This window comes from Alteromonas sp. G5_S2_22_S1 (assembly GCF_054968525.1).
This window is the reverse complement of record NZ_JBQKUJ010000012.1, coordinates 115078-141833: the sequence shown is the minus strand read 5'-3', so window position 1 is coordinate 141833 and position 26756 is coordinate 115078. Positions and strand designations below refer to the sequence as shown.

The window sequence follows — 26756 nt, the reverse complement described above, 5'->3', positions numbered from 1 at the left end:
TAAGCCAAAAAAAGCGCACTTAGGTGCGCTTTTTTATGCCTTTTGGAAAGTGCGCGAGTGTATGCCCTCCGAAACACGCCGTAAACCCATCCATGGGGGCTTCGCAGCTGCTTCTATGCAGCTGAGAGTTCTAGAGTGAACAAGCCCCCCTTTTGCATCTATTGAGCCTGTACGGAGAGGCAGAAACGCACCGTAAATCCATCTTTGGCGGCATCAATCAGCGTCCCTACTGCGATCAGTTTTTGATGGGGCTTGACTCTCTCCTTAATCGGGATGGCAAGAAGTTTGGAAAGAAGGGGATTAACACGCCGTAAAGCCATCCTATCTTTTGTGTTAGCGGCTTCTGCACCGCATTCATTCTATGGCGGGATTTAGCGAGCAGTTGTTTAACATGGATAAGGCTAGTGGGTAGCTTTAATCGAAAGTTTAGCTAAGCTTAGGTATTGATAAATCTGAAATTTATCATTGCCATGTCTTTCTTTCGTTAGTGCGAAGTGGCTAGCTTCGGTTTAGTCTTACATTAAGGTTTTATAAAGCAATGTCATTCGAGTCAGTTTTAAACGAATCGGAGTTCAGTGCGATTATCTTGGAAAATCGCAGTGCCTATGAGCAAGACTTAATAGAGTTCAACGAGTTACTGCAGGCTGACTATCTTTTTTTAGGTGTCAAAAAAGCACATAGTATTTCTGTGTTGATAGGGTTATCGCATAACTCATCGATTCCACAAATGGAATATGAGCTGAAAGGTTCTCCTTGTGAAAGCGTCTTAATAACAGGGCCGTGTGGTTATGAGTCAGACGTTTGTGTCCATTTTTCCGAAGATCAAACCCTTAAGGCGATTAACGCCGAAGGGTATTTAGGCGCCGGGCTTTTTAACGAAAAACGTCGTGATATTGGCGTACTCGTCGCTGTGTTTAAAACGCCGAAAAAAGACATCTCTGAGTGGCTACAAGTTTTTTCACTTCAGGCCAAGCTGTTTTCTACGCAGCTTCAAAAAGACTTTTTTGCGACAAAAACTGCCCATAACTTGTCGCTTATTGATGAAATAAGTCGTATGTCGCACACGGGGTCTTGGGAATTCTACCCCGAAACTGAAAAGTTGATATGGTCACCGGAAACCTATCGAATTCACGATTTGCCAATTGATAGTGAGATAAACATACAAAAAGCACTCGATTTTATTGCGCCTGATTATCTTGCCGAGCTTACATTCGCCTTCGAAAATTTACGCTATAAGCAGTGCCCCTATGACATTCAGTGCCAAATTATCGATTCGTCCAGTTCTGTTAGATGGGTAAGAGCTTCTGGGAAGGCTGAGCTTTACAAAAACGGCGCGGTTAAGCGTCTTTTTGGTGCATTCGAAGATATTACCGAATATAAAACAGCGCTAATTCTCAGTGCAGACCGGGCTAAGAAAATTCAAAGCATTTTGAATAATATCAATGATGCTGTATTTAGTATCGACACCAGGGGCACAATCACACATTGTAACGACGTTGCGCTTAAAATGTTTGGTTACACCCGAGGCGAGTTACTCGCTCAATCCGTAGAGGTATTAATGCCAGAGCCTTACGCCTCTAACCATGCTTTTTACATGCGTAACTATATGGAGACTGGGGTAGGCAAAATTATAGGAGTAGGCCGGCAGCTTCCTGCTAAGCGAAAGAATGGCGATATCTTTCAGATGGAGCTGTCATTGTCTGAAAGTAGCGATCTGGGTGAGAAGGGCTTTATAGGTGTTATTAGAGATATTAGTGAACGCATAGAAGCGCAGGATACAATTTATAACCTCGCTTATACTGACCCTGTTACACACCTTCGAAATCAACAGTGGTTTCATCAACGTTTTAAAGATTTGATGCTGCGCGCATCAATGAATCAAGAATATATACACATTTTGTTGCTAGATATCGATAATATGGCGCAAATTAACACGCGGTTCGGCTTTGGTAACGGAAACTATGCCATAAGAAAAGTCGCCGAGCAGTTGCTCTTCGTCATCGGTCATGATTATGAGATATTTAAGTACGGTGGCGATAGTTTTGTCGTGTTGTCGAAGAAAACCTATAGAAAAGAAGATCTCCATAAATTCGATGCGAGCTTAGTGGAAAGTGCACTCCTTAGTCCACGTCATTTCGATATTGTCATAAATTCAGTGAAATGGTCTCTTACTGCGTCACTCGGCAGTGCTATCTTTAACCCGCAAGGTCAAAGTTTTGAGTCAATCATCAATGTAATCGAACAGGCTGTTAAAAGGGCAAAAAAGTCGGCGCCTTTTGGTCTTTGTCATATATCAGAGGATGGGTTTAAAGAATTCGACCGTTACTTAGATATAAAATCTAAGCTTGAACAAGCAATAGAAAGCGATGAATTATCAATAGTGCTTCAACCCCAAGTTACCCATGATGGAACTGTCTCTTCTTTCGAGGCTCTAGTGCGGTGGTACTCGAAAGAGTTAGGTCCGGTAAGCCCTGGCGAATTTATTCCTATCGCAGAAGAGAGCTATGCTATCTGCGAAATAGGCGACATTGTTTTACGAAAAACGCTGAACGTGATGAGTAACTTTGTAAAGGCCGGCTTAAATACCACTATTGCGATTAACATCAGTGCTAGACAAATTGTTATGCCAGACTTTATAAATTCGCTACTTTCTCGCGTAAATCAATTCGGCATTCCACCTCATAGGTTAATGCTGGAATTAACAGAAACCGCTTTAGTCGTAGATATTGAGCTGGTTAAGGAAACTATGCTTGAACTGGCGAAATTCGGCTTTCGTTTTTCAATTGATGATTTCGGTACGGGCTATTCCAGCCTCGCATACCTGAAAGTGCTTCCTATTAGTGAACTTAAAATAGATAAATATTTTGTGGATGACATAGGTAAAGATTTTGATGGAAAAGCGGCGCAGATTGTTGATGCAATCCTCGAAATGGCAAAAGCGCTTAATGTGACCTGCATTGCAGAAGGTGTGGAGACTGTAGAGCAGTTAAACTATCTGAAAGGTAAAGGCTGTGAAAGATTTCAAGGCTATTACTTTTCACGTCCAGAGCCGGAAGCCTATTGGGCAGAGCTTAAGCAAAACCCAACACTTCCTTAGGTTTAAGAAAATATTTGCGATTACCGTTTACAGTATTATCCAGTCTTAAGCGTGTTTTACTCGCTGTTTATCGTTTTCGAGAATGGCACTCTTGCTAGTTTGATTAGTCCATGTTGTTATAGTGTAACAATATCTAACGATAATATTAAAATTTAGCGCAGTAAGAGATTTTTATGATTACACGACGTCAATTTATAATGGGCTCTTTGGCATTTGGTGGTCTTGCAACCAGTGCTTTTGGTAAGACGTCGAATTTGGCGTCTATGCCAATTAGTGAAGGTTATGGCGCGCTTGTTGCTGACCCCCAAAAGCTCCTCGATTTACCTAAAGGCTTTAGCTACAAGGTAATATCTAGTCTTGGCAATGCGATGTCAGATGGCATGCACGTACCTGATAGAGCGGATGGTATGGGGTGTCTACCTATAGACGATACCAGCGACAAAGTAGCGCTTATTCGTAACCACGAATTGCACCCCAAACATTTAAGTGCTCAGCCACCGTCTATCCAAAAGCATACTAGCTCGCTGGCCTACGACAATTACCATAACGGGGTTGCTTTGCCGGGTGGCACTACAACGATGGTGTACAACCTTACCACGCAAACGGTAGAGCGAGAGTTCATTAGCCTTGCTGGAACGGTAAGAAACTGTTCTGGTGGCATTACGCCCTGGGGCACATGGCTTACGTGTGAAGAATCGGTAGACCGTCCTTACGGCCCTAATGGCGATGTGGTAAACAAAGATCACGGCTATATATTTGAAGTACCTGCAAGTGCCGACTCACTGATAGAAGCTAAGCCGCTGAAAGCAATGGGGCGCTTTAACCACGAAGCCGCGTGTGTAGATCCTAAAACCGGCATTGTTTATCTAACCGAAGATAGAGGCGATAGCTTGCTTTATCGCTTTGTACCTGAAGAGTACGGCAACTTGGCGGCTGGCGGCCAGTTAGAAGCCTTAGTCGTAAAAAATAAGCTTCAGTTCGATACACGTAACTGGAATGACAACGATATGCCAGTAGCTACATGGTTCGATGTCGAGTGGGTCGCGTTAGACAACCCAGAAAGCCCTAGTGATGATTTACGCGTGCAAGGGCATGATAAAGGTGCTGCGCTTTTCGCTCGTGGTGAAGGCATACATTGGGGCGAAGATGAGCTTTATTTCTGCTGTACCAATGGCGGGCAAAAGCAGCTAGGTCAGGTGATGAAGCTTGTTCCATCTGCAGATGGAAAACAAGACAAGCTTCAGCTGTTTTTAGAAAGTGAAGATAAGAACCTGTACAACTTTGGCGATAATTTAACGGTGTGTCCAAACGGGCATTTATTGGTGTGTGAAGACCAGTACACCGACATTGTCGATAACCATTTGCGCGGTGTTACGCCAAGCGGAGAAGTGTACAACTTTGCTAAATTACATGCGCAAACTGAGCTTGCTGGTGCGTGCTTTTCGCCTAACGGCAAAACACTTTTCGTCAATATTTACTCACCTACTAAAACGTTGGCGATTACTGGCCCATGGCTAGATGCTTAAGGTTTTTTCTCTAGAAGGTGTAGGAGCAGCGTTATAAATAAACGCTGCTCCTTATAGTACTTTACATTAGCTCAACGCTTTCCTACGCGTAACCCCTCCCAACGCTTACGCCCACATTTCTTTCGCTCATAAATAAATTCGATTAACTAGCATCTTTATAATCTTTAAAGTCTATCGACTGAATCAACTTATCTCGTTTTAATAGTTTTACTCAATCAATAATAATGCTTTCAACTTAACAAGGAGAGCTATATGAGCACACTATTAAAAAGGCTAACAACGGCGAATAGCCACCGTGTTTCCTCCACTATTAATCAACCTATTCGTACGCAGTGCAATTACGCTGACAACTATTACGGCGACCAAGTATGCGTAGAAGTGAAAGCCCCTAAACCTCGTACCAACCTTCATGTAGGAGTACAGCTGTGAGAACCTCGATGAAATCAACCGTATTAAATAGCATAGAATATAACTAGGGGGGAACGCCCTATTTGTATTCTATGCAGCTAGTTCAATACTAAGCCCATAAGAATATAGAAGTGGGTTCACTATGAGATCGTTATTTGCTGCATTTTTTATTTTTTTGCAGCTTCCTCTTTTGGTGACAATATCTAAAGTAACAGCAGAACGTTCAAAAATGCTACAAAGGTTTAATGATAAAACGCGTATTAAACATCTATATTTGTGACGTATGTTAATGTGTTGTTTGCGTTTTATTAGTTTTTGTTTATATTCCTGGTGTTCGTTTTTCTCCCCAGAGGAGTGAGTCATGAAATTCGATTCAATTAAATCTAGGCTAGTGTTAATGACCCTGATATGCGTGATAGGTATGGGGGTGTTGGTGGTAAGCCAACACTACTTTACGCAGCAGTTAATTAGCTTAAATCAGCAGCGAGATGTTCTACTAAGAATGGGGCAGGATTTACTTCAAATGCGAAGGCATGAAAAAGACTTTCTATTACGTCACGATACATCTTATTTCGATGACTTTCTTGAACAGTCTTATCTTTTCAAAGGGCGTTTAACTACGCTTATTCCCTTGTTCAATGAATATAAATTGCCCGTGGCTGATGTTGAAAGCCTCTCTACATCAATTGAGGCATACAGTGGTGCATTTCAGCAGGTGGTACTTGTTCAAGAGCGCATTGGTTTAACACAAAACGACGGGTTGAGAGGCCGTATCTTAGCGCTAGAGAATGCTTTGGCTGAGGGGCCGCTTGCGCAAAAAGCTCAAGCAATCGAACAGCTCACTACTATGCAGTTAGCCACGCGCAACTTTCAAATCACCCGAGAAGGCTATTACGCTAAGTAAATAAAAGATATGAGTGCACAATTTTCTGCTAAATACCAAAATGACCCTGCAGTACGTGGCACTATAGTGCAGTATCGCGAAGCGCTGATAGGGCTTGTTGACGGCGTTATTACATTAGGTGTCACTCATAACGAAGGTTTAAGAAATGAATTTAGACAAAGCGCGCATAATGTTGAAACGCAATTAAAAGGTGTGGATGCCGCACTTCAACCTGTTATTGAACAACAAGAAGGGCAGGTGCGTATTTACAGTCTTAGTATAGCAGCGCTTACGTCTGTCGTATTAATTCTTGTTTTGATCAAGAGTTTTGCGACATTTCATCGCGCTTTTGTTAACTTTCTAACATTCTTTTATCGCTGTAAGCGCCAGTATCAGATGATTGATACAAGAAAGTTAGGGTTTGCAGAGTTGAAATCACTTGCTGAACTGGCAAATGAAATGGTTGAGTCAAAGAGAGATATCGAGGCACGACTAGCCAGTGTAGAAGCCGAGTTGGCCACTAAAAAAGCCCGCAGTTCTTAAACGAAGGTTTTCTAATGTAAGCGGTCAACTCATTATTGCATTAAAAGGTAGAAGCAAAATGAAGTTTAACCGCTTAGGAACTAGCGATTTACAAGTGTCTGACGTGTGTTTAGGTACAATGACATGGGGTATTCAAAACACTCAGCAAGACGCAGATGAGCAACTAGCATACGCCCTTGATAAAGGCGTTAATTTTATCGATACCGCAGAAATGTACCCAGTGCCGCCCAATGTTGATACGTACGGCGATACAGAGCGCGTGATCGGGAATTGGCTCTCGCGCAACCCGTCAAAGCGCGCTGATATTGTACTGATGACTAAAATTGCAGGTAGCGGTTTAAAGTATATTCGCAATGCAGGGCCTATTACCGCCGATGCAATCGCCAATGCGTTAACGTATTCATTAGAACGCCTGAATACCGATTATATCGATGTTTATCAACTTCATTGGCCTAATCGAGTCACCCCTCACTTTGGTAAGCACTGGCCTGATGGCGCGAACCCTACGAAGACCAATAGGGAGCAAGAACTTGATGGTATGCGAGATATACTAACCGGAATTAAGCGCGCCCTTGATGAAGGAAAAATAAGGCATTGGGGATTGTCGGATGATACGCCATGGGGAATTCACACATTTTTGATGCTATGTAATGAAATGGATATCCCACTTCCTGTTTCCATTCAAAATGAATTTAGTCTACTTCACGCAAAAGATTGGCCGTATCTGATAGAAATGTGTGAACTAGAGAATATTGCTTATTTGCCCTGGTCGCCTTTAGCAACGGGAATGTTAAGCGGTAAATATCAAAAGGGGGCGCGTCCTGAAGGAAGCCGGTGGACATTAGCACAGCGAATGGGACTATTTAGAGATAAGCCGCCGGCGCAGGCTGCCACCGCTGAGTACATGCAGATTGCCAAAAAGGCCGGAATTACGCCGTCTCAACTTGCGTTAGCCTGGTGTCAGCAGGTCCCTGGCGTCACTTCTACTATTATCGGCGCAACAACGATGCCCCAGCTAAAAGAGAATATTGATGCGTTCGACTTATCGCTTTCTCAAGAAACCTTAGATGACGTTCACAGTGTGCTAAGGCAATATCCTATGGGCTTCTAAGCCCCTCATAGCCCATTAGAACTGGCGGGAGGCATGCGTACTCCCGTCATTTTTGTGTAATACGCACGTCATACTATGGCCTTTTCATGTATTAAACCGTGCGTATTATGTCAATGACCGACCCACAGCTAGCCCAGAACGACGCCCTTCAAAAAACACATAATTGGCGTCAGTGGTTACTCTTAGTGCTCCTAGTTTACGTTATGTTACTTGCTGTTAGTATGATTGGCAGCGGGTTCAAATTTGCCACTGGCGATCATGCCAAAGCGCTTTTTAGCTTCGCTTCTAACCCTGTGATGGGGTTAATTATTGGCATGGTATCCACTGCACTTATTCAATCTTCTAGTACGGTCACGTCTATTATTGTGGGCATGGTAGCCGGTGGTTTACCTATTACTATTGCGATACCCATGATGATGGGAGCTAATATTGGTACAAGTATTACTAACACCCTGGTGAGCCTAGGCCACGTAGCAAGAAAAGAAGAATTTCAACGGGCCTTTAACGCCGCCACCATACACGATTTTTTTAACGTGTTATCAGTGCTGATATTTTTACCCTTAGAAATGGCATTTGGTATTTTGGAATATTTAAGCGCTCAAATGGTCGCAATTTTTCATACCGGACAAGCCATTGGGGTTGATGGTGTTAACCCAATAAAAGTGGCAACCCAACCTGTTACCGACCTTGCTACCCACGTATTTTCATTTTTGCCTTCTATTTACCCTGGCGTGGCTAAGATTATTTTGGGTATTGGGCTTATTATGTTTTCTATCACCTATATGGGCAAAATTATGAAATCGCTCATGGTGGGGAAGGCTAAAGCGCTATTGCATACTAGCATTGGTAAAGGGCCACTTTCCGGCATTGCATCAGGTGCGGTAATGACTGTGTTAGTGCAATCGTCATCAACAACCACATCGCTCATGGTGCCTTTGGTTGGCAGCGGTATTCTAAAGGCAAAAGACATCTACCCGTTCACCTTAGGTGCCAATATTGGTACCTGCATTACTGCGCTAATCGCGGCACTAGGCGTAGTGGGAGTAAATAGTGGGTTTGCATTACAAATTGCTTTTGTTCATCTGATTTACAATGTACTGGGCGTAACGCTTATTTACGGCTTTCCGCTATTGCGTAACATTCCGCTTAACCTTTCCTATCAATTATCTGTTATAGCAGCAGAGCGTAAAATGTATGGAGCAGCCTACATAGGTGGCTTGTTCTTTATCATGCCATTGGGGATTATTTTTACTACGATGTAGTACGTCGAGGGAATGATGAAAACGGCGCAGGCGCCGTTTTCATAGGGTCTATTGAAAGGCTGAATTAAAACGCATACTTCGCTGAAACTTGGAAGCGATTCATATCACCTTCTAAACCTGCTTCAACTTCACGATGAGCAAATGCGTACTCTGCGCCCACGGTCAGTGCTTTTGTTGGCGAGTATAAGTAGTTAACGCGTGTACTGTATGTGCTTTCGGTTACTGCCATCCCCGTAAGCGTTGCGTCATTATCAGCCTCAAATGCTGAAAACATGATGCTGCTGCGCGCTTTATCGCTCCACTTGTGGCGATACGCAATGCCGTAACCGGTAGAGTCGATTGCTTCAAGGTCGCCACTTTCTGTCAGTACAGCGCCATTGGCAGCGTTAAGGGCTGAATATCGTCCTAGACCTTTACCTGAATTGAACGTGAAGCGGATGTCATCGCCATTTGCCAAGTTGTATTTACCGGTAACTGATACGCCGAAGCTGGTTTCATCTGCATCAATTCCTGCGGCGTTATCGTAGGAAAGCTGGCGAAGTAAGCCTGCCACTTTTACATAACCCCAATCTTGTTTGGACGTGTAAGCTGCTACTAAATCAGGCACGCTGCTATCGTCACTTGTTATACGGCCGCCACCTCCCAAGGGGGTGATAGTCGACTCAGGATTTTCTAACGCAATCTGCAGCCCGCCGTTGGTGTATCTCACCATGACTTGACGGGCAAAGGTGATGCCGTCAGTGGTACCAATAAAATCAAGTGATTCTGGTAATGAACCTACGTCCATAAAGGTCGTCCATGTTTGGCCCACCAACCAATTCTTGTAAGTTAAGTACGCGTGGCGTACTCGCGGAGTGTAGGAGTTACTGATTCGCTCATCACCGCCGCTAGTTACAAGGAAGTCGAGTTCGAATACACCGTTTATGGTATCGCCTTCAGCCGTAGGCGTTGACGTTGCAAAGCGGAATCGTGAGGTTCTGATGTGGGCATCAAATTGTGGGTCTTCGTCAACGCCACCAACCGGAGTTAGTGAAGGAATGTAAAAGTCGCGGCCTACGCTTCCCGAGGCAATGGTGCCGTCAGAGTAGTCGCTTACCATCGCATCGACTTTGATATAGCCTGTGAATTTCACACTTGTGTCGCCGATTGTTGCTGCTTGCGCCGCGCCGCTAGATGCCGCTAGGCACAATGCTACCGCGGTAGCCGTATTTTTTATTTTAGCTTTCATCGTGTCTGTTCCAAAATGTGGTTAAATAAATGTAAATTCAACGTTAACATTGCTGATTGTGTACGTATTATTTCAAAATTAAATAAGCCTATGGTCGCATAAGACTATAGTCGCAGTATTTTTACACTAATTCTTCGTTACGAGAACCTAAGTAGGAGGTTGTTAAGACCAAAGTCTCATTTTGCTTTGTGAGTGAATGGCTAGAGTGTTTCACCATACAACAAGAATTTTACATTATTGATATTGGAGGCAATCTTTATGACCGCCGGCAAAACTTATCCTGTACCTGAGAATATCCTTCAGTCTACACATCTTAATGCGTCGCAATATGACGAAATGTACAAGCAATCTATAGATCAACCCGAAGCGTTTTGGGGCGAACATGCGTCTATTCTTGAGTGGTACCAAAAGCCAACCAAAATTAAAAACACGCATTTTGGTGAAAACGACGTGTCTATCAAATGGTTTGAAGACGGTGAGCTAAACGCCAGCTATAACTGTATCGACCGCCATCTTGCTAATAATGCCACTAAGGTTGCCTTTCATTGGGAAGGTGACTCTCCTGAAGATAGTCAAGATATTACCTACCAAGAAGTGCACTACGAAGTATGTAAGTTAGCGAATGCACTGAAAGGCATGGGCGTAGCAAAAGGTGACCGTGTAGCTATCTATATGCCAATGGTGCCAGAGGCGGCTTACGCTATGCTTGCCTGTGCCCGAATAGGGGCTGTTCACTCGGTGATCTTTGGCGGCTTCTCGCCAAACGCCATTGCCGATCGCATTAACGACAGCAGTGCAAAAGTCGTTATTACGGCTGATGAAGGACGCCGTGCTGGAAGAAGCATTCCCTTAAAAGCGAATGTAGATAAAGCGCTGGCAGGCGATGCATGCCCGTCGATTACTCACGTACTGGTCCATAAACTTACTGGTGGTGACGTTGATTGGAACGAAAAGCATGATGTGTGGTGGCAAGATGCCGTAGACGGCATGTCTGCCCAGTGTGAGCCAGAGGTAATGAACGCGGAAGACCCGCTATTTATTCTTTATACATCAGGTTCAACGGGAACGCCCAAAGGCGTGGTGCATACCACAGGGGGGTACCTGTTGTATTCTGCCATGACCTTTAAATATGCATTCGACTATAAAGACGATGATGTTTACTGGTGTACGGCTGATGTGGGTTGGATTACAGGCCACAGCTACATGGTGTACGGCCCTATGGTTAACGCCGCTTCGCAAGTCTTTTTTGAGGGGGTTCCGACGTACCCAGATGTTAAGCGCATTGCTCAAGTGGTAGAGAAGTACAAAGTAAATAGCCTTTACACTGCGCCTACGGCTATTCGTGCGCTAATGGCTCACGGCGATGCGCCCGCTGAAGGTTGCGATTTATCATCACTGCGTTTACTTGGCACCGTGGGTGAGCCGATTAACCCTGAAGCGTGGGAATGGTATCACCGCGTGATTGGTCAAGGCCGCTGCCCCATTATCGATACGTGGTGGCAAACCGAAACCGGTGGTCACATGATTTTACCACTACCCGGTGCGACGGAATTAAAACCAGGCTCAGCCAGTCGTCCTTTCTTTGGTATTCAGCCGGCGTTGTTTGATGCAGATGGCAAAGAGTTAGAGGGAGCGGCCGAAGGTAACTTGGTGATTAAAGACAGTTGGCCAAGCCAAGCGCGCACGGTATACGGCGACCATCAGCGTTTTATCAATACGTATTTTAGTGCATACAAAGGGGTGTACTTTACCGGTGACGGTGCCCGCTGTGATGAAGATGGTTTCTATTGGATCACTGGCCGCGTAGATGACGTGTTAAACGTGTCAGGTCACCGCCTAGGCACCGCAGAAATTGAAAGTGCGCTGGTTGCTCATCCTAAAGTGGCGGAAGCTGCGGTAGTAGGTTTTCCTCACGATATTAAAGGGCAGGGCATTTACGTTTACGTGACACCAAATGAAGGGGTTGAAGCAGACGAAGCGCTAACCAAAGAGCTTAAAGCGTGGGTACGCCAAGAGCTTAGTCCAATAGCCACGCCCGATATGATTCAGTGGTCACACGGTTTACCCAAAACCCGCTCGGGTAAAATTATGCGCCGCATTCTTAGAAAAATCGCGGCTAACGAGCACGAGCAATTAGGTGACACTTCTACATTGGCGGATCCGTCGGTTGTTGATACACTGATAGAGGAACGTCTAAATAAGTAAAACTAAGGATATAGACAATGATAACCCTTCTAATCGCTGATGATCATCCGCTGTATCGCGATGCACTAAGAGGCGCGTTATCGTTGTCATTGCCAGCCTTAACGCTTAAAGAGGCTGGCGACTTAACCACCACGGTCGATATTCTTAATAACGAGGATATCGATTTGCTGTTACTCGATTTGCATATGCCGGGCAGCAATGATTTGTTCGGCTTATTGCACATTCGTAAACTCTTTCCTGAACTTCCCGTTGCAGTCGTGTCGGGAACCGAAGATACCACCCTTATCTCGAAAATAATTAGCGTTGGCGCACTTGGCTTTATCCCTAAAACTGCCAGTGCACAAGACATTGCTAATGCCGTAGAAGCGATTTTAGATGGCGACGTATGGTTACCTGAAAACTTAAGTGAAAATGTTGATGAAGTGAACGAAGCGTTTTCTGAGTTAGCAGATAAGGTAGCATCGCTTACCCCATCGCAATACAAAGTATTGTGTTACATGCGAGATGGGTTGTTGAATAAGCAAATTGGCTTTAACTTAGATATTGCTGAGGCTACCGTGAAAGCCCATGTTACGGCTATCTTCAAAAAGCTAGGAATAAACAATCGCACGCAGGCGGTGCTTATTGCTTCTCAACTTGAACTGGAACCACCATCTCAGTAGCCTCAAAATCATCTACAGGCTTTGACGCAGAAAACTCGGGAAGAAACTTCTCTAGCGCCAAACGACTTTGTTCACTCAAAAATGGGTTTTCAATGCCTATCACGGTTCGCTCTTCAATAAGCGACATGCCCTGCTTAAAATTAGCATTTGCCACTAATAGCGCCTGAAATTTACCCGTTTCAAACAAAGTCAGTAAACCTTCGGTAATACGGTTAGCCAACGCTTGGTTATCGCTACTTACGAAGAAAAATATGGGGCTTGGGTAAGCAATGATAAGGTTTTGATCTATGGCGAGATCACGTGAAAGGGTATCATCTTGGGCCTCTTCTTGAATTTCCATTACGCTACGAGGAAACATGTCTGCAAAGCCTTCCGATACAATACGGAAAGAGGCGCGGTATGTGGTTTCTAATACTGGGATATCGTTGGCGCGAAAAATTTTTGTATCGGGCCAGTCATAGCCCAAGACGGCTCTGAAAGCTTGTAAATCCTGAAGGGTTTCCACGCCTTTTAATCGAGTGTCACCTGCCTTTACAAATAGAGCTCGTTTACCAAAAAGCCCGGCCATAATAGGGATACGGATAGGCAAAAACTGACGTTCCCGTTCTTTAGAGGTCACACTCCAGGTTACGTCTAGCATATTGTGTTCAAGGCTTCGCAATTGACGCTCTTGCGCTGTTTCTTGGTCGCTGACTAAAAGCTCAAATGTGCCATATTGGGCCTTTGTAACACGTAACGACTCTGCTAAAAGTGTTTTTGCATACGCGTACACGGCATCTCTGCCGGGATGAACATTTGGCAGCCGAATAACAGTGTGGGGTAGCTCACTTTGAACCTTACTCGCCACGACTTCTTGAGCACTAATAGTGAAAGACGTCACAGTACTTAGTAGTAACGCGACCCACCCTAGTTGTTTAGTCCACATGTCCATAAAGTTCACTTTATTTATTCCGGTGAAGCCCACCACCTATCGTCTGGCCTTTCAACGCGCGGTGATAATTAGTCTCTTCCCGTAAGCAAAAAATCGTGCTCTGGGTCGACAATAAAATGCCCGCTCATTGCTTCGCGTCCAAGTAACATAAGATACGTCATTTCAGAGCGGTCAGTAAGGGTTAACTGTATATCCCACTGGTACCCATCCATTATTATAGGCGTAATTATCACATAGCGCTTTTCCCGTGTAGCCGTAGAGCTTTTGACTTGTTTCTTTCCCTCCACTCGCGCTTCTCTGCGCACCACTCGCTCAACGTTGTGAATATCTGGATGGATATCGAAGGTAATCCAAAGCTCACCGTTTTGCTCAAATTCTTCGATATTGTCTACATGTAACGAAGACGTGGCTGCGCCCGTATCCACGCGCACATTCAGGTCAGTAATAGCAAGTTTGGGTAGGTCACACAGCTCTACCGCACCAACGATTTTTTTATTGTTCATTTATTGTTATACCAATTTTATAAACCAGGGTCTTGTTCTTGTGGCAATAAATTGTCTTGCAATAACTCTACGTGTTCTGCAACGGTATCAGGCTCAGAGAAGTATGCAATGTGATAAATCGCTTCACCTTCTTGAGTGAGTGGAATATTTTGTTTACCAATGACGACCCCTTCTGCAGGACTTACAATACTATCTAGATAGTTGCCAAACGGGTCTGCAATGATAGCCAGCTTGTCACCCTTTTCCACATGATCGCCAAGTTGTGCTAAGTGCGTAACAAACCCGCTTTCCGGGGCACGAACCCAGCCGCTCTGTCTGGCGATAAAACGTTCAATGCTATGACCCTTACTGCGGCTTTTATTGAGCATGCCTAAATGACGCATGGTGTTAATAATGCCTTTTACACCTGCTCGTATAGAGAACTCATCGTAGCGCAGTGCTTGCCCGGCCTCGTAAAGTAAGATTTTAACACCGTTTGCGCTGGCCGCTTCTCGCAATGATCCGTCCCGTAATTCTGCATTGAGTAACACAGGAACACCAAATGCTTTGGCCATTTCCAGCACGGCTGCATCGTCTAAATCGGCGCGAATCTGGGGAAGGTTACTGCGGTGTATTGCACCAGTGTGAAGGTCTATTCCTACATCACACTTGCTTACGACTTCTTTAAAAAATAAGTTCGCTAAACGGCCGGCCAAAGAACCTTTTTTGCTTCCTGGAAAACTGCGGTTTAAATCCCGTCGGTCTGGTAAATAGCGAGACTGATTGAGTACGCCATATACGTTAACCATAGGTACCGCAATTAATGTACCCCTAATGCGCTCAATCGCTTTTGAACGAATTAAACGCCCCACGATTTCTATCCCGTTTAGTTCATCGCCATGAATGGCTGCACTTACAAACATAGTAGGGCCCGGTCGCTTTCCACGTCTTACATACACCGGAATGCTCATGTTAGTAGCCGTATAAAGCGGCGGCATTTCTAACTCAATCTTTTTTGTTTCGCCAGGGGCAATGCTCTCACCCCCAATTGTTAGCACATCGTTTACCACTCACGTTTTCCTATAAGTAGGTTATTGCAAAGCAAAGGTAAAAAAGGGTTAGCCCTTTCCTCGGGTTTTGGTTTTATGCGGCTCTGCACTTTTTTCAATAAATTCAATGATCATGCTGGCCACATCTTTCGTGGTGGCTTTTTCTATACCTTCTAATCCTGGCGACGAGTTGACCTCCATGACGACCGGGCCATTGTTTGAGCGCAGAATGTCTACCCCACAGCAATTTAGACCCATTGTTTTCGCCGCATCGACTGCCGTTTTTCGCTCAGCGGGACTTAAGCGCACTAAGCTTGCTTGCCCACCGCGGTGAAGGTTAGAGCGAAATTCTCCCGGTGCCGCTTGGCGCTTCATCGCCGCGACCACTTTGCCGCCCACTACAAAGCAGCGAATGTCGCTTCCGCCTGCTTCTTTAATAAACTCTTGCACTAGAATACTGGCGTTTAACCCCATGAATGCTTCGATGATCGACTCTGCCGCTTTCTGTGTATCTGCCAACACCACACCGATACCTTGGGTACCTTCTAGAAGCTTAATCACCACCGGTGCGCCGCCTACAGTTTTAATAACATCGTCAATTTTATCTGGGTGGTGAGCAAACCCCGTTCTAGGCATGCCAATGCCTTTGCGTGATAAAAGTTGTAGGGAACGCAGCTTATCGCGAGAGCGGCTAATCGCGACCGACTCATTAAGGCTATACGTCCCCATCATCTCAAACTGGCGCACTACCGACGTACCGTAAAAACTCACCGACGCTCCAATACGAGGGATAACCGCATCGTAATAGGGAAGTTTTTTACCGTGGTAGCGTACAGATGGACGCGCACTGGTGATATCCATGTAACAGTGCATGGTGTCGATAACGTCAACGTCATGCCCTCGAGCCTGACCGGCTTCAACTAAGCGTGAAGTAGAGTAAAGGCGAGGGTTTCTTGAAAGAATTGCAATACGCATTATAAAAACCTGTAGTTTAAAAGTTGTCGTTTTTTTGACCCAGCTAGTGTTATTAAAGCGTGAATATCACACTCTGTCGATGCGAGGTGTCGTTTTTATTGATGGTGTATTATCACTTTCACTTTGCCCTCATTCTTTGCCCTCAACGGGCACGCTGTGAGCAAGCGAGAACAATATAATGCGACAGGCATCACTAGGTACGTCATTTTGCGCGCATACTAATAGAAGTATTTAACACTGTCTTACGAATAATTCTTGTTGTGTCGATTGCTTTTAATGCATGAACTCGTGAGTTATTCACGTTAGCATGAAGACGCGTCGGCGTCTTATGTCGGCAATCTTCGCGCGTTTGACATAAATAGCGCTATAAAAATTAAGGGTTTACTGTGATGAATGAATGGTGGCATGGGTTTTTGACGTGGTTGACGCAATACCAGTCAAATGCCGTGTGGAGTGGCGTGGTGCTGTTGTTTTATTTGGGCATGTCTCGCAAATTATTGCCAAAGCTAGAAAGCAATATCGAAAAGTCTAAGCTTAAATCCCATAGTGCCCTTAAAGGCTTGTTTGCCGCGCGGGTTATCGTTGCCACTGTTTCTCTTGCGCTCCTTTTGCTTGCGTGGGGAATTGATTTTTCAGGCTTGTTGGTGCTGTCCACGTCCATTATTACGGTAACAGGTGTCGCGCTTTTTGCCAGCTGGTCACTCATTAGTAACATTACCGCTTATTTTATTTTGTTGACGAATGTGGCTTATCGCAGAGGGAACTATGTTCGCGTGCTTGACGGGGATAACTATATTGAAGGAATTATTGCTGACGTGGGCCCATTTAGTACACGCCTGGTTACAGCAGAGCGTGAAACACTGATGTACCCGAATAATTTAATTCTTACTCGCCCAGTGTTGCTGAACCCTAAACAAAAATGGGGCTCAATGGGTAAGATAGTGGCAAAATCTTCGAGTGAAACCGCTGTTGTGAAAACAGAAGATAGTAAAGCTCACGAAGAGTTTCTCTAATTCGTAACTAAAGGTGCCCACAATTAAAGCTAAACGTTTTTTGCTTCCCTAATATAGCGCGTCATACTTTGAAGAAGGGCACGGAGTTTGGCGGGTTTAAGTGGCTTTGCCAAAAAGTTTACGCCCTGCGCTTTACATTGTGTGACCAAGCTCTCATCGGGGGTTGCGGTTATCAAAGCGGCTGGCACCACAATGTTAAGCCTGTGCCTAATTTCCTCTATCAGCGCTAATCCGTTTTTCTCGCTGTCGTGGCTAAGCTGATAATCCATTAACAGAATTTGCGGCTGAATTGTCTTACACAGGGTTAGTGCATCATCCCAGTTGTTGGCAAGGGCAACGTTAATCCCCCACTTTTGCAAAAGGGTTTTCATGGCATCAAGGTTTTCTTTTTGATCGTCCACACACAGAACGTCCATACCCGTGAAGGTGGTGCCGCGAGGTTTCGATACAATACTCGATACCCGTTTGGGTTCGGCTTTCTCGAGCGTAAACGTAAAACAACTGCCTTTACCTATTTGTGACATGACTTGGATATCGCTGTTTAGTTGAAGGCTTAGGCGCCTTACTACCCCTAAGCCCAGCCCCAAACCGTGCTCTTTACTCTCGTTTGCACGGAAAAAGTCGCCGAAGATACTGTCTTTTTTATCGGCAGATATACCTATGCCCGTATCGAGAATTTTAAAATGAACGGTGTTTTTTATTGGTTTTACAATAAATAGAACCCGTCCCTTTTCGGTATATTTCACAGCATTTGATAGCAAATTTTGAGTAATTCGGTACAAGTAGGTTTTGTCCGCTCTAACCCAGCAGGGACGCACAATGGCTTTAAAGCCCAAGCCTTTTTCTTTGGCTCGCATGGCCATTTCGTCTATCAGCGGGGAAAGTAGTGCCGTAATATCAATAGATTCAATATCCGGTTTCATCTCGCCCTGATCTAAACGTGCAATATCTAACAGTGTACCAATCAGTGTTTCGCTCGACGTAACGCTGTGTCCAAGTTTCTGAATAATGGCGTGGGACGATTCGGGTAGCTCTTGCTCTTCTAGCGCACTGACATAAAGCTTTGCCGCGTTCAAAGGCTGCAGAACGTCGTGACTGGCGAGCGCCAAGAACCGGGTTTTACTGGCGTTAGCATCTTCGGCCGCTTTTCTTGCTCTTATCAGCTCTTTTTCTGCTTCAGAACGACGTTCAATTTCAAGACGTAACTCGGCGTTAATTGAGTGCACTTCTTCAGTACGCTTTTTAATTCGCGCTTCAAGATCTATATTCGACTCTTCTAGAGCCTGCTGAATTTCCACATGCCCTGTTATGTCGTTGAAACTTGTTACGAAGCCGCCACCAGGTAGCGGGTTGCCGACCATTTCAATGACTCGGCCATCTTTGCGCTGGCGGGTAAAGCGGTGAGGCATGCCCGAGCGCAAATGTGAGAGACGTTTTTCAACTTCGCTATCTACGTTATCTGTACCAAATTCACCCTGAGCGGCATTGTATCGAATGAGCTTTTCTATTGGAGTACCCACCGCGAGTAAGTTGTCGGGGTAAGGGTAGAGATTAGCGTAGCGCTTGTTCCACGCTACTAAGTTTAAATGCTTGTCGACAACGCTGATTCCTTGATCCATGTTTTCAAGCGACGTTAAAAGCGCGGTCATATTAAATTGCATTGCCTGCGTGGTGTCATCAAAGAAGTTGATAACCTCAGTGAAGTCCATTTTTTTACCACGTAACGCGCTGTCTAGCAGCACTTTTGCGCTCGATGCGCCAATAACACCACCTAATGCACGCTCGCAGAAGGATAAAAAGGATTCATTAGGCGTGTCGTCATGCTTCAATTGACAGTTATTAAGGTGCTGGTATTGGTCTAGCAACTGCTCACACCGACCAGATCCCATGAAGGTAGAAAGTAAAGTAATAAGGTCTGATACTGTTACGTTCGTTGCCTGGGTTTTTACTGTGTTACTGCTGGATATAGCGGGAGATACGAAGGCTTCGGCTTGAATGCGATCGATAAGACGCTGGGGCGCGAAGTGTGAAAATAAAATGTACACAAAGCTATTTGCCGCCAAGCTAATCATGGCGCCTTGGCTGATTAACTCGTTTTGCTCCATTTGCGATACTTGCTCGCTCACAATGGGAAGCACTAGCCACAGCACCCAAATAACTAGGCCTACCATTAGGCCTGCATATACCCCGTGTGCATGAGCCCGCTTCCAATACAGCCCGCCCACAATGGCAGGCATTAGCTGAATAACCAGCGAGAAGGCAATTAAGCCGATAGAGTGAAGAGAGCGGCTGCTGGTCATTTGCTGGTGGTATAAAAACGCCATAAGTAGAATAAACGCTATAACAATACGGCGAATTAAACGAATCTTTCTCGATACGTCCTTTTTGTCATCTGTGTTGCCCGTAAACGCTAATATGCGAGGTAAAATAACATCGTTAGTTAACATAGTGCTAAGGGTTAGCGTAGCGACAATGATCATCGCCGTTGCCGCGGACAACCCGCCCACAAATACAATAACCTGAAGCAGTACCGACTCGGAAAATACGGCCAGTGATAACACGTAAGAGTCGGGCTCTATGCCTTGGTTGGCGAAGATCGCTTTGCCCGCGATAGCAATTATCGGGATCACGGCGGAAATAACAGTAAGGTATAAGGGAAAGAGCCAACGCGCAGTGCGCAAATGCCCAAGGCTTAAATTGTCGATAATGGCAACGTGGAACTGGCGGGGTAAACACACTATTGCAGCGGCAGCCATGATCGTTTGTGCAATAAAGCTGAACGAGCCAAACTGAGAGAGGGCGATTTCATTAGTAAAACTTTCAAAAAACGGCCCTGACTGGGTTCGTTTCCATGCACTATACCCAACCGCAGCCACTAGCACCAAAGCCAGTAATTTGATGGTCGATTCGAATGCTATGGCTAACATCAAGCCCCGGCGGTATTCAGTGACATCGGTTTGGCGTGTGCCAAAGTAAATAGCAAAAGCGGCAATGAAGCCGGTGGCGGCAATAATAATGCCGTTGCTGTTTGGTTGTTGCGTTAACAACTGGAAAGTCGCCCCAACGGCCTTCAACTGAAGTGCGATATAGGGAATGGTGGCCAATAAAGCAATAAGTGTTACTACTAACGCAACGGTTTGGCGCTTCCCATAACGTGAAGCAATAAAGTCTGAGATGGTGGTGATATGTTGCTTTTTACTCACCAAGGTCAGCTTATAAATAAACTTATACCCCAATACATAAACCAAAATGGGACCAAGCATAATGGGAAGGTAAATCCATGTGTCTCGACTTGCTTGGCCTACCATTCCAAAGAACGTCCAAGCCGTACAGTAAATAGCGAGCGCGAGTGAATAAATAGCCGGGTGAGAGGTGAGTGCGCGGGCAGTAGGTGAATTCTTTTCGCCCCAACTCGCTAATGAAAATAGTAAGAAGAGATACAGAACTGCAAGCGTTACCCAACCAAAAACCATAACATTCCTTTTAACGAAGATTTAACAATGCTGTTGCTATTATAACCATTTCGACCATGGTCTACCTACGACCATGGTCTCATTTTGAATTTCATGATGCAGGACTAGAGTAATAGCCGACCTCCTAGATGCTTGACTTTTGCTGCTTTGTTCTTTCATTTGATAAAGACCGAATCACAGCAATAACGTTAACAAAGCCGAGCGTTAGGGAATTGTAAAATCATAACAACTAGTTAACCTGACATGAGGGTGAAACAATGGCATTTAGAAACGAAGAGGACAAAAAAGCGTATTGGAAGGAGAATTTATCACTTCTTGCCAAGCTTTTAGTCGTTTGGTTCATCGTATCATTTGGTGCCGGCATACTGTTTGTCGATATCTTAAATGAAATTCAGTTCTTTGGCTTTAAATTAGGCTTCTGGTTTGCACAACAGGGCGCAATTTACGTATTTGTTGCATTGATCTTTGTCTATATGGCAAAGATGAACGCCATGGATAAACGCTACGGCGTAGATGAGGAGTAAAGCATGGACGTTCAAACTTTAACATTTATTATTGTTGGCGCTTCTTTTGCGCTTTACATTGCAATTGCAATTTGGGCTCGCGCTGGGTCTACTAACGACTTTTACGTTGCTGGTGGCGGCGTGCCACCTGTGATGAACGGTATGGCTACCGCAGCAGATTGGATGTCGGCAGCGTCTTTCATCTCTATGGCTGGGCTTATCTCATTTATGGGCTATGACGGCGCCGTCTACCTTATGGGCTGGACCGGCGGTTATGTATTGTTAGCACTCTGTTTAGCACCTTATTTACGTAAGTTCGGCAAATTTACGGTGCCTGATTTCATCGGTGATCGTTACTACTCTCAAACGGCACGTACGGTGGCTGTATTCTGCGCAATCTTTGTTTGTTTCACATACGTGGCAGGCCAAATGCGTGGGGTCGGTGTGGTATTTAGCCGTTTCTTAGAAGTAGACATCGTATCTGGTGTGGTTATCGGTATGGTTATCGTGTTCTTTTACACCGTATTGGGCGGCATGAAAGGCATTACCTATACTCAGGTAGCACAGTACTGCGTAATGATATTCGCTTACATTGTACCAGCGGTATTTATCTCTATGATGGTGACAGGCCACATCCTGCCGCAAACAGGGTTTGGTGCCACACTTGCTGACGGCTCCGGCGTCCATATGCTGCAAAAGCTCGATAATTTATCCGTCGAACTTGGGTTTAATGAATACACATCCGGTACCAAAAGTACCATAGACGTATTCTTTATTACCTTTGCACTTATGGTGGGTACAGCGGGTCTTCCACACGTTATCGTTCGTTTCTTCACTGTGCCTAAAGTTCATGATGCACGTAAATCAGCAGGTTATGCATTGGCGTTCATTGCTATCTTGTATACCACTGCTCCTTCGCTAGCGGCATTCGCTCGGGTCAATATGATTGAAACCATTAATGGCCCTGAAATGACAGGAACCAGCTACGCAGAAGCGCCGTCTTGGATTAAAAACTGGGAACAGACTGGGCTAATCGCCTTTGAAGATAAAAACGGCGATGGCAAGATGTTCTATTCGGGTGATGAGCGCAACGAAATGAAAGTTGACCGCGACATCATGGTATTGGCAAACCCTGAAATTGCAAACCTACCAGCATGGGTAATTGCGTTGGTTGCAGCGGGGGGAGTGGCAGCAGCCCTTTCTACATCGGCAGGCTTGCTGTTGGTAATTTCCACCTCTGTATCTCACGATTTGTTGAAGCGAAACTTCATGCCAAATATTACCGATAAAGCCGAGCTTATGTATGCGAGGTTAGCTGCGGGGGTGGCAATTGTTATCGCGGGCTACTTCGGTATTAATCCGCCCGGCTTTGTGGCTCAGGTGGTCGCCTTTGCCTTCGGCTTGGCTGCGTCGAGTTTCTTCCCCGCTATCATCATGGGTATATTCAGCAAACGCATGAATGATAAAGGGGCCATTGCAGGCATGATTTCAGGTATTGCCTTTACTGCGGCTTACATCATTTACTTCAAGTTTGTAAACCCAGCAGCCAATACGCCTGATAACTGGTGGTTCGGTATTTCGCCAGAGGGCATTGGCACGGTAGGTATGCTGGTGAACTTCATTGTGGCGTTCCTAGTGTTTAAAGCAACCGATGAAGCACCTGAAGAAATCCAAGAGCTGGTTGAAAGCATTCGTTACCCGAAAGGTGCGGGCGAAGCGTCAGCTCACTAAATGGATAATGCCTTCAGATAGGCTTTAGCAAATAAAACCAATCTACTGGCGAAAGTGAGTAGGTTGGTTTTTTCTTTTTTGTCTTAAAAATTGGACGACGGCTATGACGGCAATGGCTAAACAAGTGGAAGACTTCTTAAATACGTCTGCGCCTTTCGATGTGCTTGATAAAGAACAGAAATTGGAGCTAGTTAAGCACACCGAGCTTATTTACGTTACTTCCGAGAATGTTAGCGACCTTTACCAAGAAAATAACGCACTTTTTCTTATACAAGGTGGGCAGTTCTCTATTCAAGATTCAGATGCGCCTTTGCGTCATTTAAGTGAAGGCGACTACTTTGGCTATGCGGGGATCATGGAGCAGCGCTCCTTCCCGTTAAGTATCAGTGTAGACAGCCCTGGGCTCGTTTATCGTTTCGATGCATCGGCTGTTTCGCCCTTATTTGAGCAGCCGGCGATACGACAATTCTTTAATGGGTTAAGAGACAACGCCCTGCAGAGTCATGCTATTTCTGATACTAATTCAATGTGGCTATATAAAGGGCTGTGTGATGTTATTGAAAAAGCGCCTGTATCGGTAAATGCAGATACGTCGATTTCAGCGGCGGCACAGCTAATGACAACGCAAAAAGTGTCGTCATTGTTGGTAACACAGAATGACAAGCTTACCGGCATTGTTACCGATCGCGACTTGAGATCCCGGGTGGTTGCGGCTTCGTTAGATACCCATTTGCCGGTAAGTGAAATTATGACGCAAAGCCCTGCGCAAATAACTGGAAATAGGACTTTGTTTGATGCGCTAGCACTAATGACAGAAAAAAATATCCATCACCTGCCCGTTATCGATCATCAGTCACTGGTGCCCTTAGGTATGGTAACGGCGAGTGATATTATTCGCCATCAAAGGGGCAACGTTCTCTTCATTATTGGCGAGCTTAGTAAAGCTGAAAACTTGTATGAATTGACTCGGCTGTCCTGGCAGCTACCTCACTACTTTGCTGCTCACGCAAAAAAAGCGGGGGATTATGATATCGCCGGAAAAATTTTGTCTCAGGCCACCGACATTATGACAAGAAAGTTGATTGGCTTTTTTCAACAAGCCAACGGCAAAGCCCCTATGATGTTTGCTTGGCTTGTGTATGGTTCTCAGGCAAGAGAAGATCAAACAATGGGCTCAGATCAAGACAACGGCTTGTTATTGGCAAAGGCCCCGACTAAAGCGCAGGCTGACTACTTTTCCAAGATGTCGGAATATGTTTGCAATGGCCTAGCAAAGTGCGGCATAAAGTTGTGCGATGGCAACATAATGGCCAGTAATCCCGCGCTTCGGCTGTCACTAGACGAGGCCATAGAGGAGGCACGGCACTGGGTAAAGGCACCGACAAAAGACGCCATCATGCACTTTAATATCTTTCTTGACGTGCGCTGCGCCGCAGGTGACGTCAGCTTGTTTAAGCAGCTACAAAAACAGCGCGCTCCTCTTATGCAACAAAACATGTTTTTGGCTGCTCTGGCAAGACACAGTAATGAGATTTCTGTTCCGTTATCGATGTTTCAGAAGTTTATTTATGAAAAAGCGAAAAACGACAAACAAAAAGAAAAGGATGTCATTGACCTTAAAACCCGAGCGGTAGCGTTAATTAATAATATAGCCCGTATTTATGCATTGGCGGACGGGATCACACTACCTAATACCCTTGCTCGTTTAGACGCATTATCATCTCGCTCTCAACTGTCAAAACGAGATGCCACTAATTTGCGCGACATTTGGCTTTTCTTAAACAGATTGCGCTGGCGTCATCAGTTGGAAAATAAAGTGACCGACAATAGAGTGTCGATATCGAGTCTATCGTCCATAGAAAAACATCAGCTTAAAGCTGCATTTAAAGCCATAGATAGAACCAATCAGGCAATGGTAATGAAGTTTTCTGGCGGCGTAGGTTAAATGCGATGATAAAGCAGTTTATACAAGCGTGCGCTTCAGTGTTTTTCGATAAAAACAGGTTTAAAGCAAAGCTTCGAGAACGCTATGTAGGTAAGACTTCATTTGCCGCTATCGATTTAGAACTTACCTCCCTGCAGCCGTCTAAAACACAAATAACCTCATTGGGTTATGTGGAAGGTAAGAGGATGCGAATTTCTCTTGCATCAAGCGGATATCACGTAATTAATACCCGTGCTGACTTAGGGCAAAGCCCGGTCATTCATGGTTTAACGCAAGACATATTAGAAAGAGGAGAGGAGCTTGACGAAGCACTGCGTCACTTACTGCCACTACTAAAGCGTAATATCCTGATATTTCATAACGCTAAACTTGACCTAATGGCACTTGACCGAGCGTTCAAGCAGAATAATTTACAAACAGTAGAGGTGATTTACATTGATACCCTACAACTGGCGCTATATCAGTTAAACAAACAACATCAGGTTCTTCCTAATAATAGCGCTACGCTTACGGTGTGTCGGCAGCGCTTAGACTTACCCGCCTTTCCCGCCCACAATGCATTAGACGACGCGTTAGCCACGTTACAGTTATTTTTTGCGCAACTAAACGAATTAGGGATTACCGGCGAAGACTCATTAAAGGCATTGCTGCATACCAAGGCTGTGGGTCAATATCAATTAGGCTGAGCTACTCGCTTTGCCTTTTGATTGGAAGATGGGCGTGGTGATTTTCAGAAATGCTTTTTATCACTACCGAAGGCGCTTTCAATTGGTTTCTTCCAGATGTTTTTGCCGCATATAAATTCTTATCGGCTTCCAGCATGACATGGTCGATTGTTTTGCTAGCATCATCATGTTTAATGGCGAGCCCTGCGCTTAGTGTAATGCGCCCGTATTCAGATGCAGAGTGTGGAATATTTAAATCGTAAACAGTTTTCAGCAGACGCTCGGTCACTGCTGTTGCCCCTTCCACATCAGTGTTAGGCAATATGACCAGAAACTCTTCGCCGCCAATTCTTACCAGCTTATCCATGGGGCGTAGCAGCGCATCATTAATGGTCTTGCTGACCTTCCATAAACAACTATCGCCGTCTAAATGGCCATACATATCATTAAAGAGTTTGAAATGATCGATGTCGAATATGACTAAGGCAAGGGGAGTAGAGGTTCGAAGCTCATTTTTTACTAGCCGAGGAAGGTAGTCATCAAGGTAGTGCCGATTGTACGCACCAGTTAGTTTGTCTACATAAATGAGCTTTTCGAGCAGGTCGTTCCTCAGCTTATGATTAATATGTGATTTCACTCGGTTCCGCAGAGTACATGCATTTACAGGTTTCACCACAAAATCAACGCATCCAGAGTCCCAGCACCGAGTCTCTTCTTCATCGGTACTCGATGAAGTAACAAAAATGATAGGGATGTGAGCGCATAAAGGCTTACTCCTTAGAAGCGCGGTGGTTTGATGCCCATCGAGTTCAGGCATTGACACGTCCATTAAGATTAAATCAGGCGTGTGAAACTTACAGTACTCAATAGCCTCCTGTCCTGAACTCACAGAAGTACAGGGAACCGTGTCCTCAAGTAATGTTTCCAGTACAAGTCTGCTGCTGGCTTGGTCGTCAACGATAAGCACTTTACAATCTTTTAAAGTACGCTCGCCAACTTGCTCAATATACACGCTCGCTCCTCAGTGCGGGTGATGACTTCCATAACACACATTACTCCTCAAC

General features: G+C 45.0%; 21 protein-coding genes. 14 read left to right on the top strand and 7 right to left on the bottom strand.

Features of this window, described 5'->3' with window-relative positions; genetic code table 11:
* Positions 1-538: 538 nt before the first annotated feature.
* The 7 genes from ACTRWF_RS13820 (at position 539) to ACTRWF_RS13790 (ending at position 8830) form a co-directional block, all read left to right on the top strand.
* Entirely contained in the window at positions 539-3097 is a 2559-nt protein-coding gene (locus ACTRWF_RS13820) for an EAL domain-containing protein (RefSeq protein ID WP_462835723.1), read from the top strand.
* A gap of 173 nt (positions 3098-3270) precedes the next feature.
* Positions 3271-4623 (top strand): alkaline phosphatase PhoX, encoded by a 1353-nt coding sequence (locus ACTRWF_RS13815; protein WP_015068176.1) that lies wholly within the window; start codon positions 3271-3273, stop codon positions 4621-4623.
* Positions 4624-4875: 252 nt separating this feature from the next.
* A complete protein-coding gene (locus ACTRWF_RS13810) occupies positions 4876-5052 on the top strand; it encodes a hypothetical protein (protein ID WP_155761748.1) in 177 nt (58 codons plus the stop codon).
* A gap of 340 nt (positions 5053-5392) precedes the next feature.
* Entirely contained in the window at positions 5393-5935 is a 543-nt protein-coding gene (locus ACTRWF_RS13805; RefSeq protein ID WP_462835722.1) for a hypothetical protein, read from the top strand.
* Positions 5936-5944: 9 nt separating this feature from the next.
* The gene (locus tag ACTRWF_RS13800) at positions 5945-6457 is read left to right on the top strand and encodes a hypothetical protein (protein ID WP_462835721.1); all 513 of its coding nucleotides are present in this window, start codon (positions 5945-5947) and stop codon (positions 6455-6457) included.
* A 58-nt stretch (positions 6458-6515) separates the two neighbouring features.
* Positions 6516-7568 (top strand): aldo/keto reductase, encoded by a 1053-nt coding sequence (locus tag ACTRWF_RS13795; protein WP_015068174.1) that lies wholly within the window; start codon positions 6516-6518, stop codon positions 7566-7568.
* 107 nt (positions 7569-7675) lie between these two features.
* Entirely contained in the window at positions 7676-8830 is a 1155-nt protein-coding gene (locus ACTRWF_RS13790; protein WP_020744834.1) for a Na/Pi symporter, read from the top strand.
* A 64-nt stretch (positions 8831-8894) separates the two neighbouring features.
* Here the strand turns inward: ACTRWF_RS13790 and ACTRWF_RS13785 are convergent, their stop codons facing one another.
* Positions 8895-10058 (bottom strand): DcaP family trimeric outer membrane transporter, encoded by a 1164-nt coding sequence (locus ACTRWF_RS13785; protein ID WP_023559924.1) that lies wholly within the window; start codon positions 10056-10058, stop codon positions 8895-8897.
* 258 nt (positions 10059-10316) lie between these two features.
* On the opposite strand from ACTRWF_RS13785, the gene acs reads away from it, so the two are divergent.
* Positions 10317-12263, top strand: coding sequence for an acetate--CoA ligase (gene acs / locus ACTRWF_RS13780; protein ID WP_020744356.1), 1947 nt, complete (start codon positions 10317-10319; stop codon positions 12261-12263).
* Positions 12264-12280: 17 nt separating this feature from the next.
* A complete protein-coding gene (locus ACTRWF_RS13775; protein WP_015068170.1) occupies positions 12281-12925 on the top strand; it encodes a response regulator transcription factor in 645 nt (214 codons plus the stop codon).
* On the opposite strand, the gene ACTRWF_RS13770 is transcribed toward ACTRWF_RS13775, so the two are convergent.
* The 4 genes from ACTRWF_RS13770 to rimK form a co-directional block, all read right to left on the bottom strand.
* The gene (locus ACTRWF_RS13770; protein ID WP_462835720.1) at positions 12885-13856 is read right to left on the bottom strand and encodes a type 2 periplasmic-binding domain-containing protein; all 972 of its coding nucleotides are present in this window, start codon (positions 13854-13856) and stop codon (positions 12885-12887) included. The two genes, ACTRWF_RS13775 and ACTRWF_RS13770, sit on opposite strands and share 41 nt — an antisense overlap.
* Before the next feature lie 68 nt (positions 13857-13924).
* Complete coding sequence (locus ACTRWF_RS13765; protein ID WP_015068168.1) at positions 13925-14359, bottom strand: ATP-dependent zinc protease family protein; 435 nt, start codon at positions 14357-14359, stop codon at positions 13925-13927.
* A 17-nt stretch (positions 14360-14376) separates the two neighbouring features.
* Positions 14377-15408, bottom strand: a complete 1032-nt coding sequence (locus ACTRWF_RS13760) for a succinylglutamate desuccinylase/aspartoacylase family protein (RefSeq protein ID WP_023559923.1) — start codon at positions 15406-15408, stop codon at positions 14377-14379.
* A gap of 48 nt (positions 15409-15456) precedes the next feature.
* Positions 15457-16362 (bottom strand): 30S ribosomal protein S6--L-glutamate ligase, encoded by a 906-nt coding sequence (gene rimK, locus ACTRWF_RS13755; protein ID WP_020744352.1) that lies wholly within the window; start codon positions 16360-16362, stop codon positions 15457-15459.
* Between the two features lie 389 nt (positions 16363-16751).
* On the opposite strand from rimK, the gene ACTRWF_RS13750 reads away from it, so the two are divergent.
* A complete protein-coding gene (locus tag ACTRWF_RS13750) occupies positions 16752-17375 on the top strand; it encodes a mechanosensitive ion channel domain-containing protein (RefSeq protein ID WP_015068165.1) in 624 nt (207 codons plus the stop codon).
* 29 nt (positions 17376-17404) lie between these two features.
* Here the strand turns inward: ACTRWF_RS13750 and ACTRWF_RS13745 are convergent, their stop codons facing one another.
* Entirely contained in the window at positions 17405-20848 is a 3444-nt protein-coding gene (locus ACTRWF_RS13745; protein ID WP_020744351.1) for a PAS domain-containing hybrid sensor histidine kinase/response regulator, read from the bottom strand.
* A gap of 257 nt (positions 20849-21105) precedes the next feature.
* On the opposite strand from ACTRWF_RS13745, the gene ACTRWF_RS13740 reads away from it, so the two are divergent.
* The 4 genes from ACTRWF_RS13740 to ACTRWF_RS13725 all read left to right on the top strand — a co-directional run bounded on the left by ACTRWF_RS13740 (position 21106) and on the right by ACTRWF_RS13725 (position 25713).
* On the top strand, positions 21106-21372 hold the full coding sequence (locus ACTRWF_RS13740) for a DUF4212 domain-containing protein (protein WP_015068163.1): 267 nt from the start codon (positions 21106-21108) through the stop codon (positions 21370-21372).
* 3 nt (positions 21373-21375) lie between these two features.
* Entirely contained in the window at positions 21376-23082 is a 1707-nt protein-coding gene (locus ACTRWF_RS13735) for a sodium:solute symporter family protein (protein WP_015068162.1), read from the top strand.
* Between the two features lie 103 nt (positions 23083-23185).
* The gene (locus ACTRWF_RS13730) at positions 23186-25027 is read left to right on the top strand and encodes a DUF294 nucleotidyltransferase-like domain-containing protein (protein ID WP_020744350.1); all 1842 of its coding nucleotides are present in this window, start codon (positions 23186-23188) and stop codon (positions 25025-25027) included.
* 5 nt (positions 25028-25032) lie between these two features.
* Positions 25033-25713 (top strand): exonuclease domain-containing protein, encoded by a 681-nt coding sequence (locus ACTRWF_RS13725; RefSeq protein ID WP_462835719.1) that lies wholly within the window; start codon positions 25033-25035, stop codon positions 25711-25713.
* A 1-nt stretch (position 25714) separates the two neighbouring features.
* On the opposite strand, the gene ACTRWF_RS13720 is transcribed toward ACTRWF_RS13725, so the two are convergent.
* Positions 25715-26704: a diguanylate cyclase domain-containing protein gene (locus ACTRWF_RS13720; RefSeq protein WP_462835718.1), complete on the bottom strand. Its 990-nt coding sequence runs from the start codon at positions 26702-26704 to the stop codon at positions 25715-25717.
* Between the last annotated feature and the right edge of the window lie 52 nt (positions 26705-26756).

Coding starts and splice junctions, on each gene's coding strand:
- ACTRWF_RS13820 (WP_462835723.1), top strand. CDS start 539: ATGTCATTCGAGTCAGTTTTAAACGAATCGGAGTTCAGTGCGATTATC.
- ACTRWF_RS13815 (WP_015068176.1), top strand. CDS start 3,271: ATGATTACACGACGTCAATTTATAATGGGCTCTTTGGCATTTGGTGGT.
- ACTRWF_RS13810 (WP_155761748.1), top strand. CDS start 4,876: ATGAGCACACTATTAAAAAGGCTAACAACGGCGAATAGCCACCGTGTT.
- ACTRWF_RS13805 (WP_462835722.1), top strand. CDS start 5,393: ATGAAATTCGATTCAATTAAATCTAGGCTAGTGTTAATGACCCTGATA.
- ACTRWF_RS13800 (WP_462835721.1), top strand. CDS start 5,945: ATGAGTGCACAATTTTCTGCTAAATACCAAAATGACCCTGCAGTACGT.
- ACTRWF_RS13795 (WP_015068174.1), top strand. CDS start 6,516: ATGAAGTTTAACCGCTTAGGAACTAGCGATTTACAAGTGTCTGACGTG.
- ACTRWF_RS13790 (WP_020744834.1), top strand. CDS start 7,676: ATGTCAATGACCGACCCACAGCTAGCCCAGAACGACGCCCTTCAAAAA.
- ACTRWF_RS13785 (WP_023559924.1), bottom strand. CDS start 10,058: ATGAAAGCTAAAATAAAAAATACGGCTACCGCGGTAGCATTGTGCCTA.
- acs (WP_020744356.1), top strand. CDS start 10,317: ATGACCGCCGGCAAAACTTATCCTGTACCTGAGAATATCCTTCAGTCT.
- ACTRWF_RS13775 (WP_015068170.1), top strand. CDS start 12,281: ATGATAACCCTTCTAATCGCTGATGATCATCCGCTGTATCGCGATGCA.
- ACTRWF_RS13770 (WP_462835720.1), bottom strand. CDS start 13,856: ATGGACATGTGGACTAAACAACTAGGGTGGGTCGCGTTACTACTAAGT.
- ACTRWF_RS13765 (WP_015068168.1), bottom strand. CDS start 14,359: ATGAACAATAAAAAAATCGTTGGTGCGGTAGAGCTGTGTGACCTACCC.
- rimK (WP_020744352.1), bottom strand. CDS start 16,362: ATGCGTATTGCAATTCTTTCAAGAAACCCTCGCCTTTACTCTACTTCA.
- ACTRWF_RS13750 (WP_015068165.1), top strand. CDS start 16,752: ATGAATGAATGGTGGCATGGGTTTTTGACGTGGTTGACGCAATACCAG.
- ACTRWF_RS13745 (WP_020744351.1), bottom strand. CDS start 20,848: ATGGTTTTTGGTTGGGTAACGCTTGCAGTTCTGTATCTCTTCTTACTA.
- ACTRWF_RS13740 (WP_015068163.1), top strand. CDS start 21,106: ATGGCATTTAGAAACGAAGAGGACAAAAAAGCGTATTGGAAGGAGAAT.
- ACTRWF_RS13735 (WP_015068162.1), top strand. CDS start 21,376: ATGGACGTTCAAACTTTAACATTTATTATTGTTGGCGCTTCTTTTGCG.
- ACTRWF_RS13730 (WP_020744350.1), top strand. CDS start 23,186: ATGACGGCAATGGCTAAACAAGTGGAAGACTTCTTAAATACGTCTGCG.
- ACTRWF_RS13725 (WP_462835719.1), top strand. CDS start 25,033: ATGATAAAGCAGTTTATACAAGCGTGCGCTTCAGTGTTTTTCGATAAA.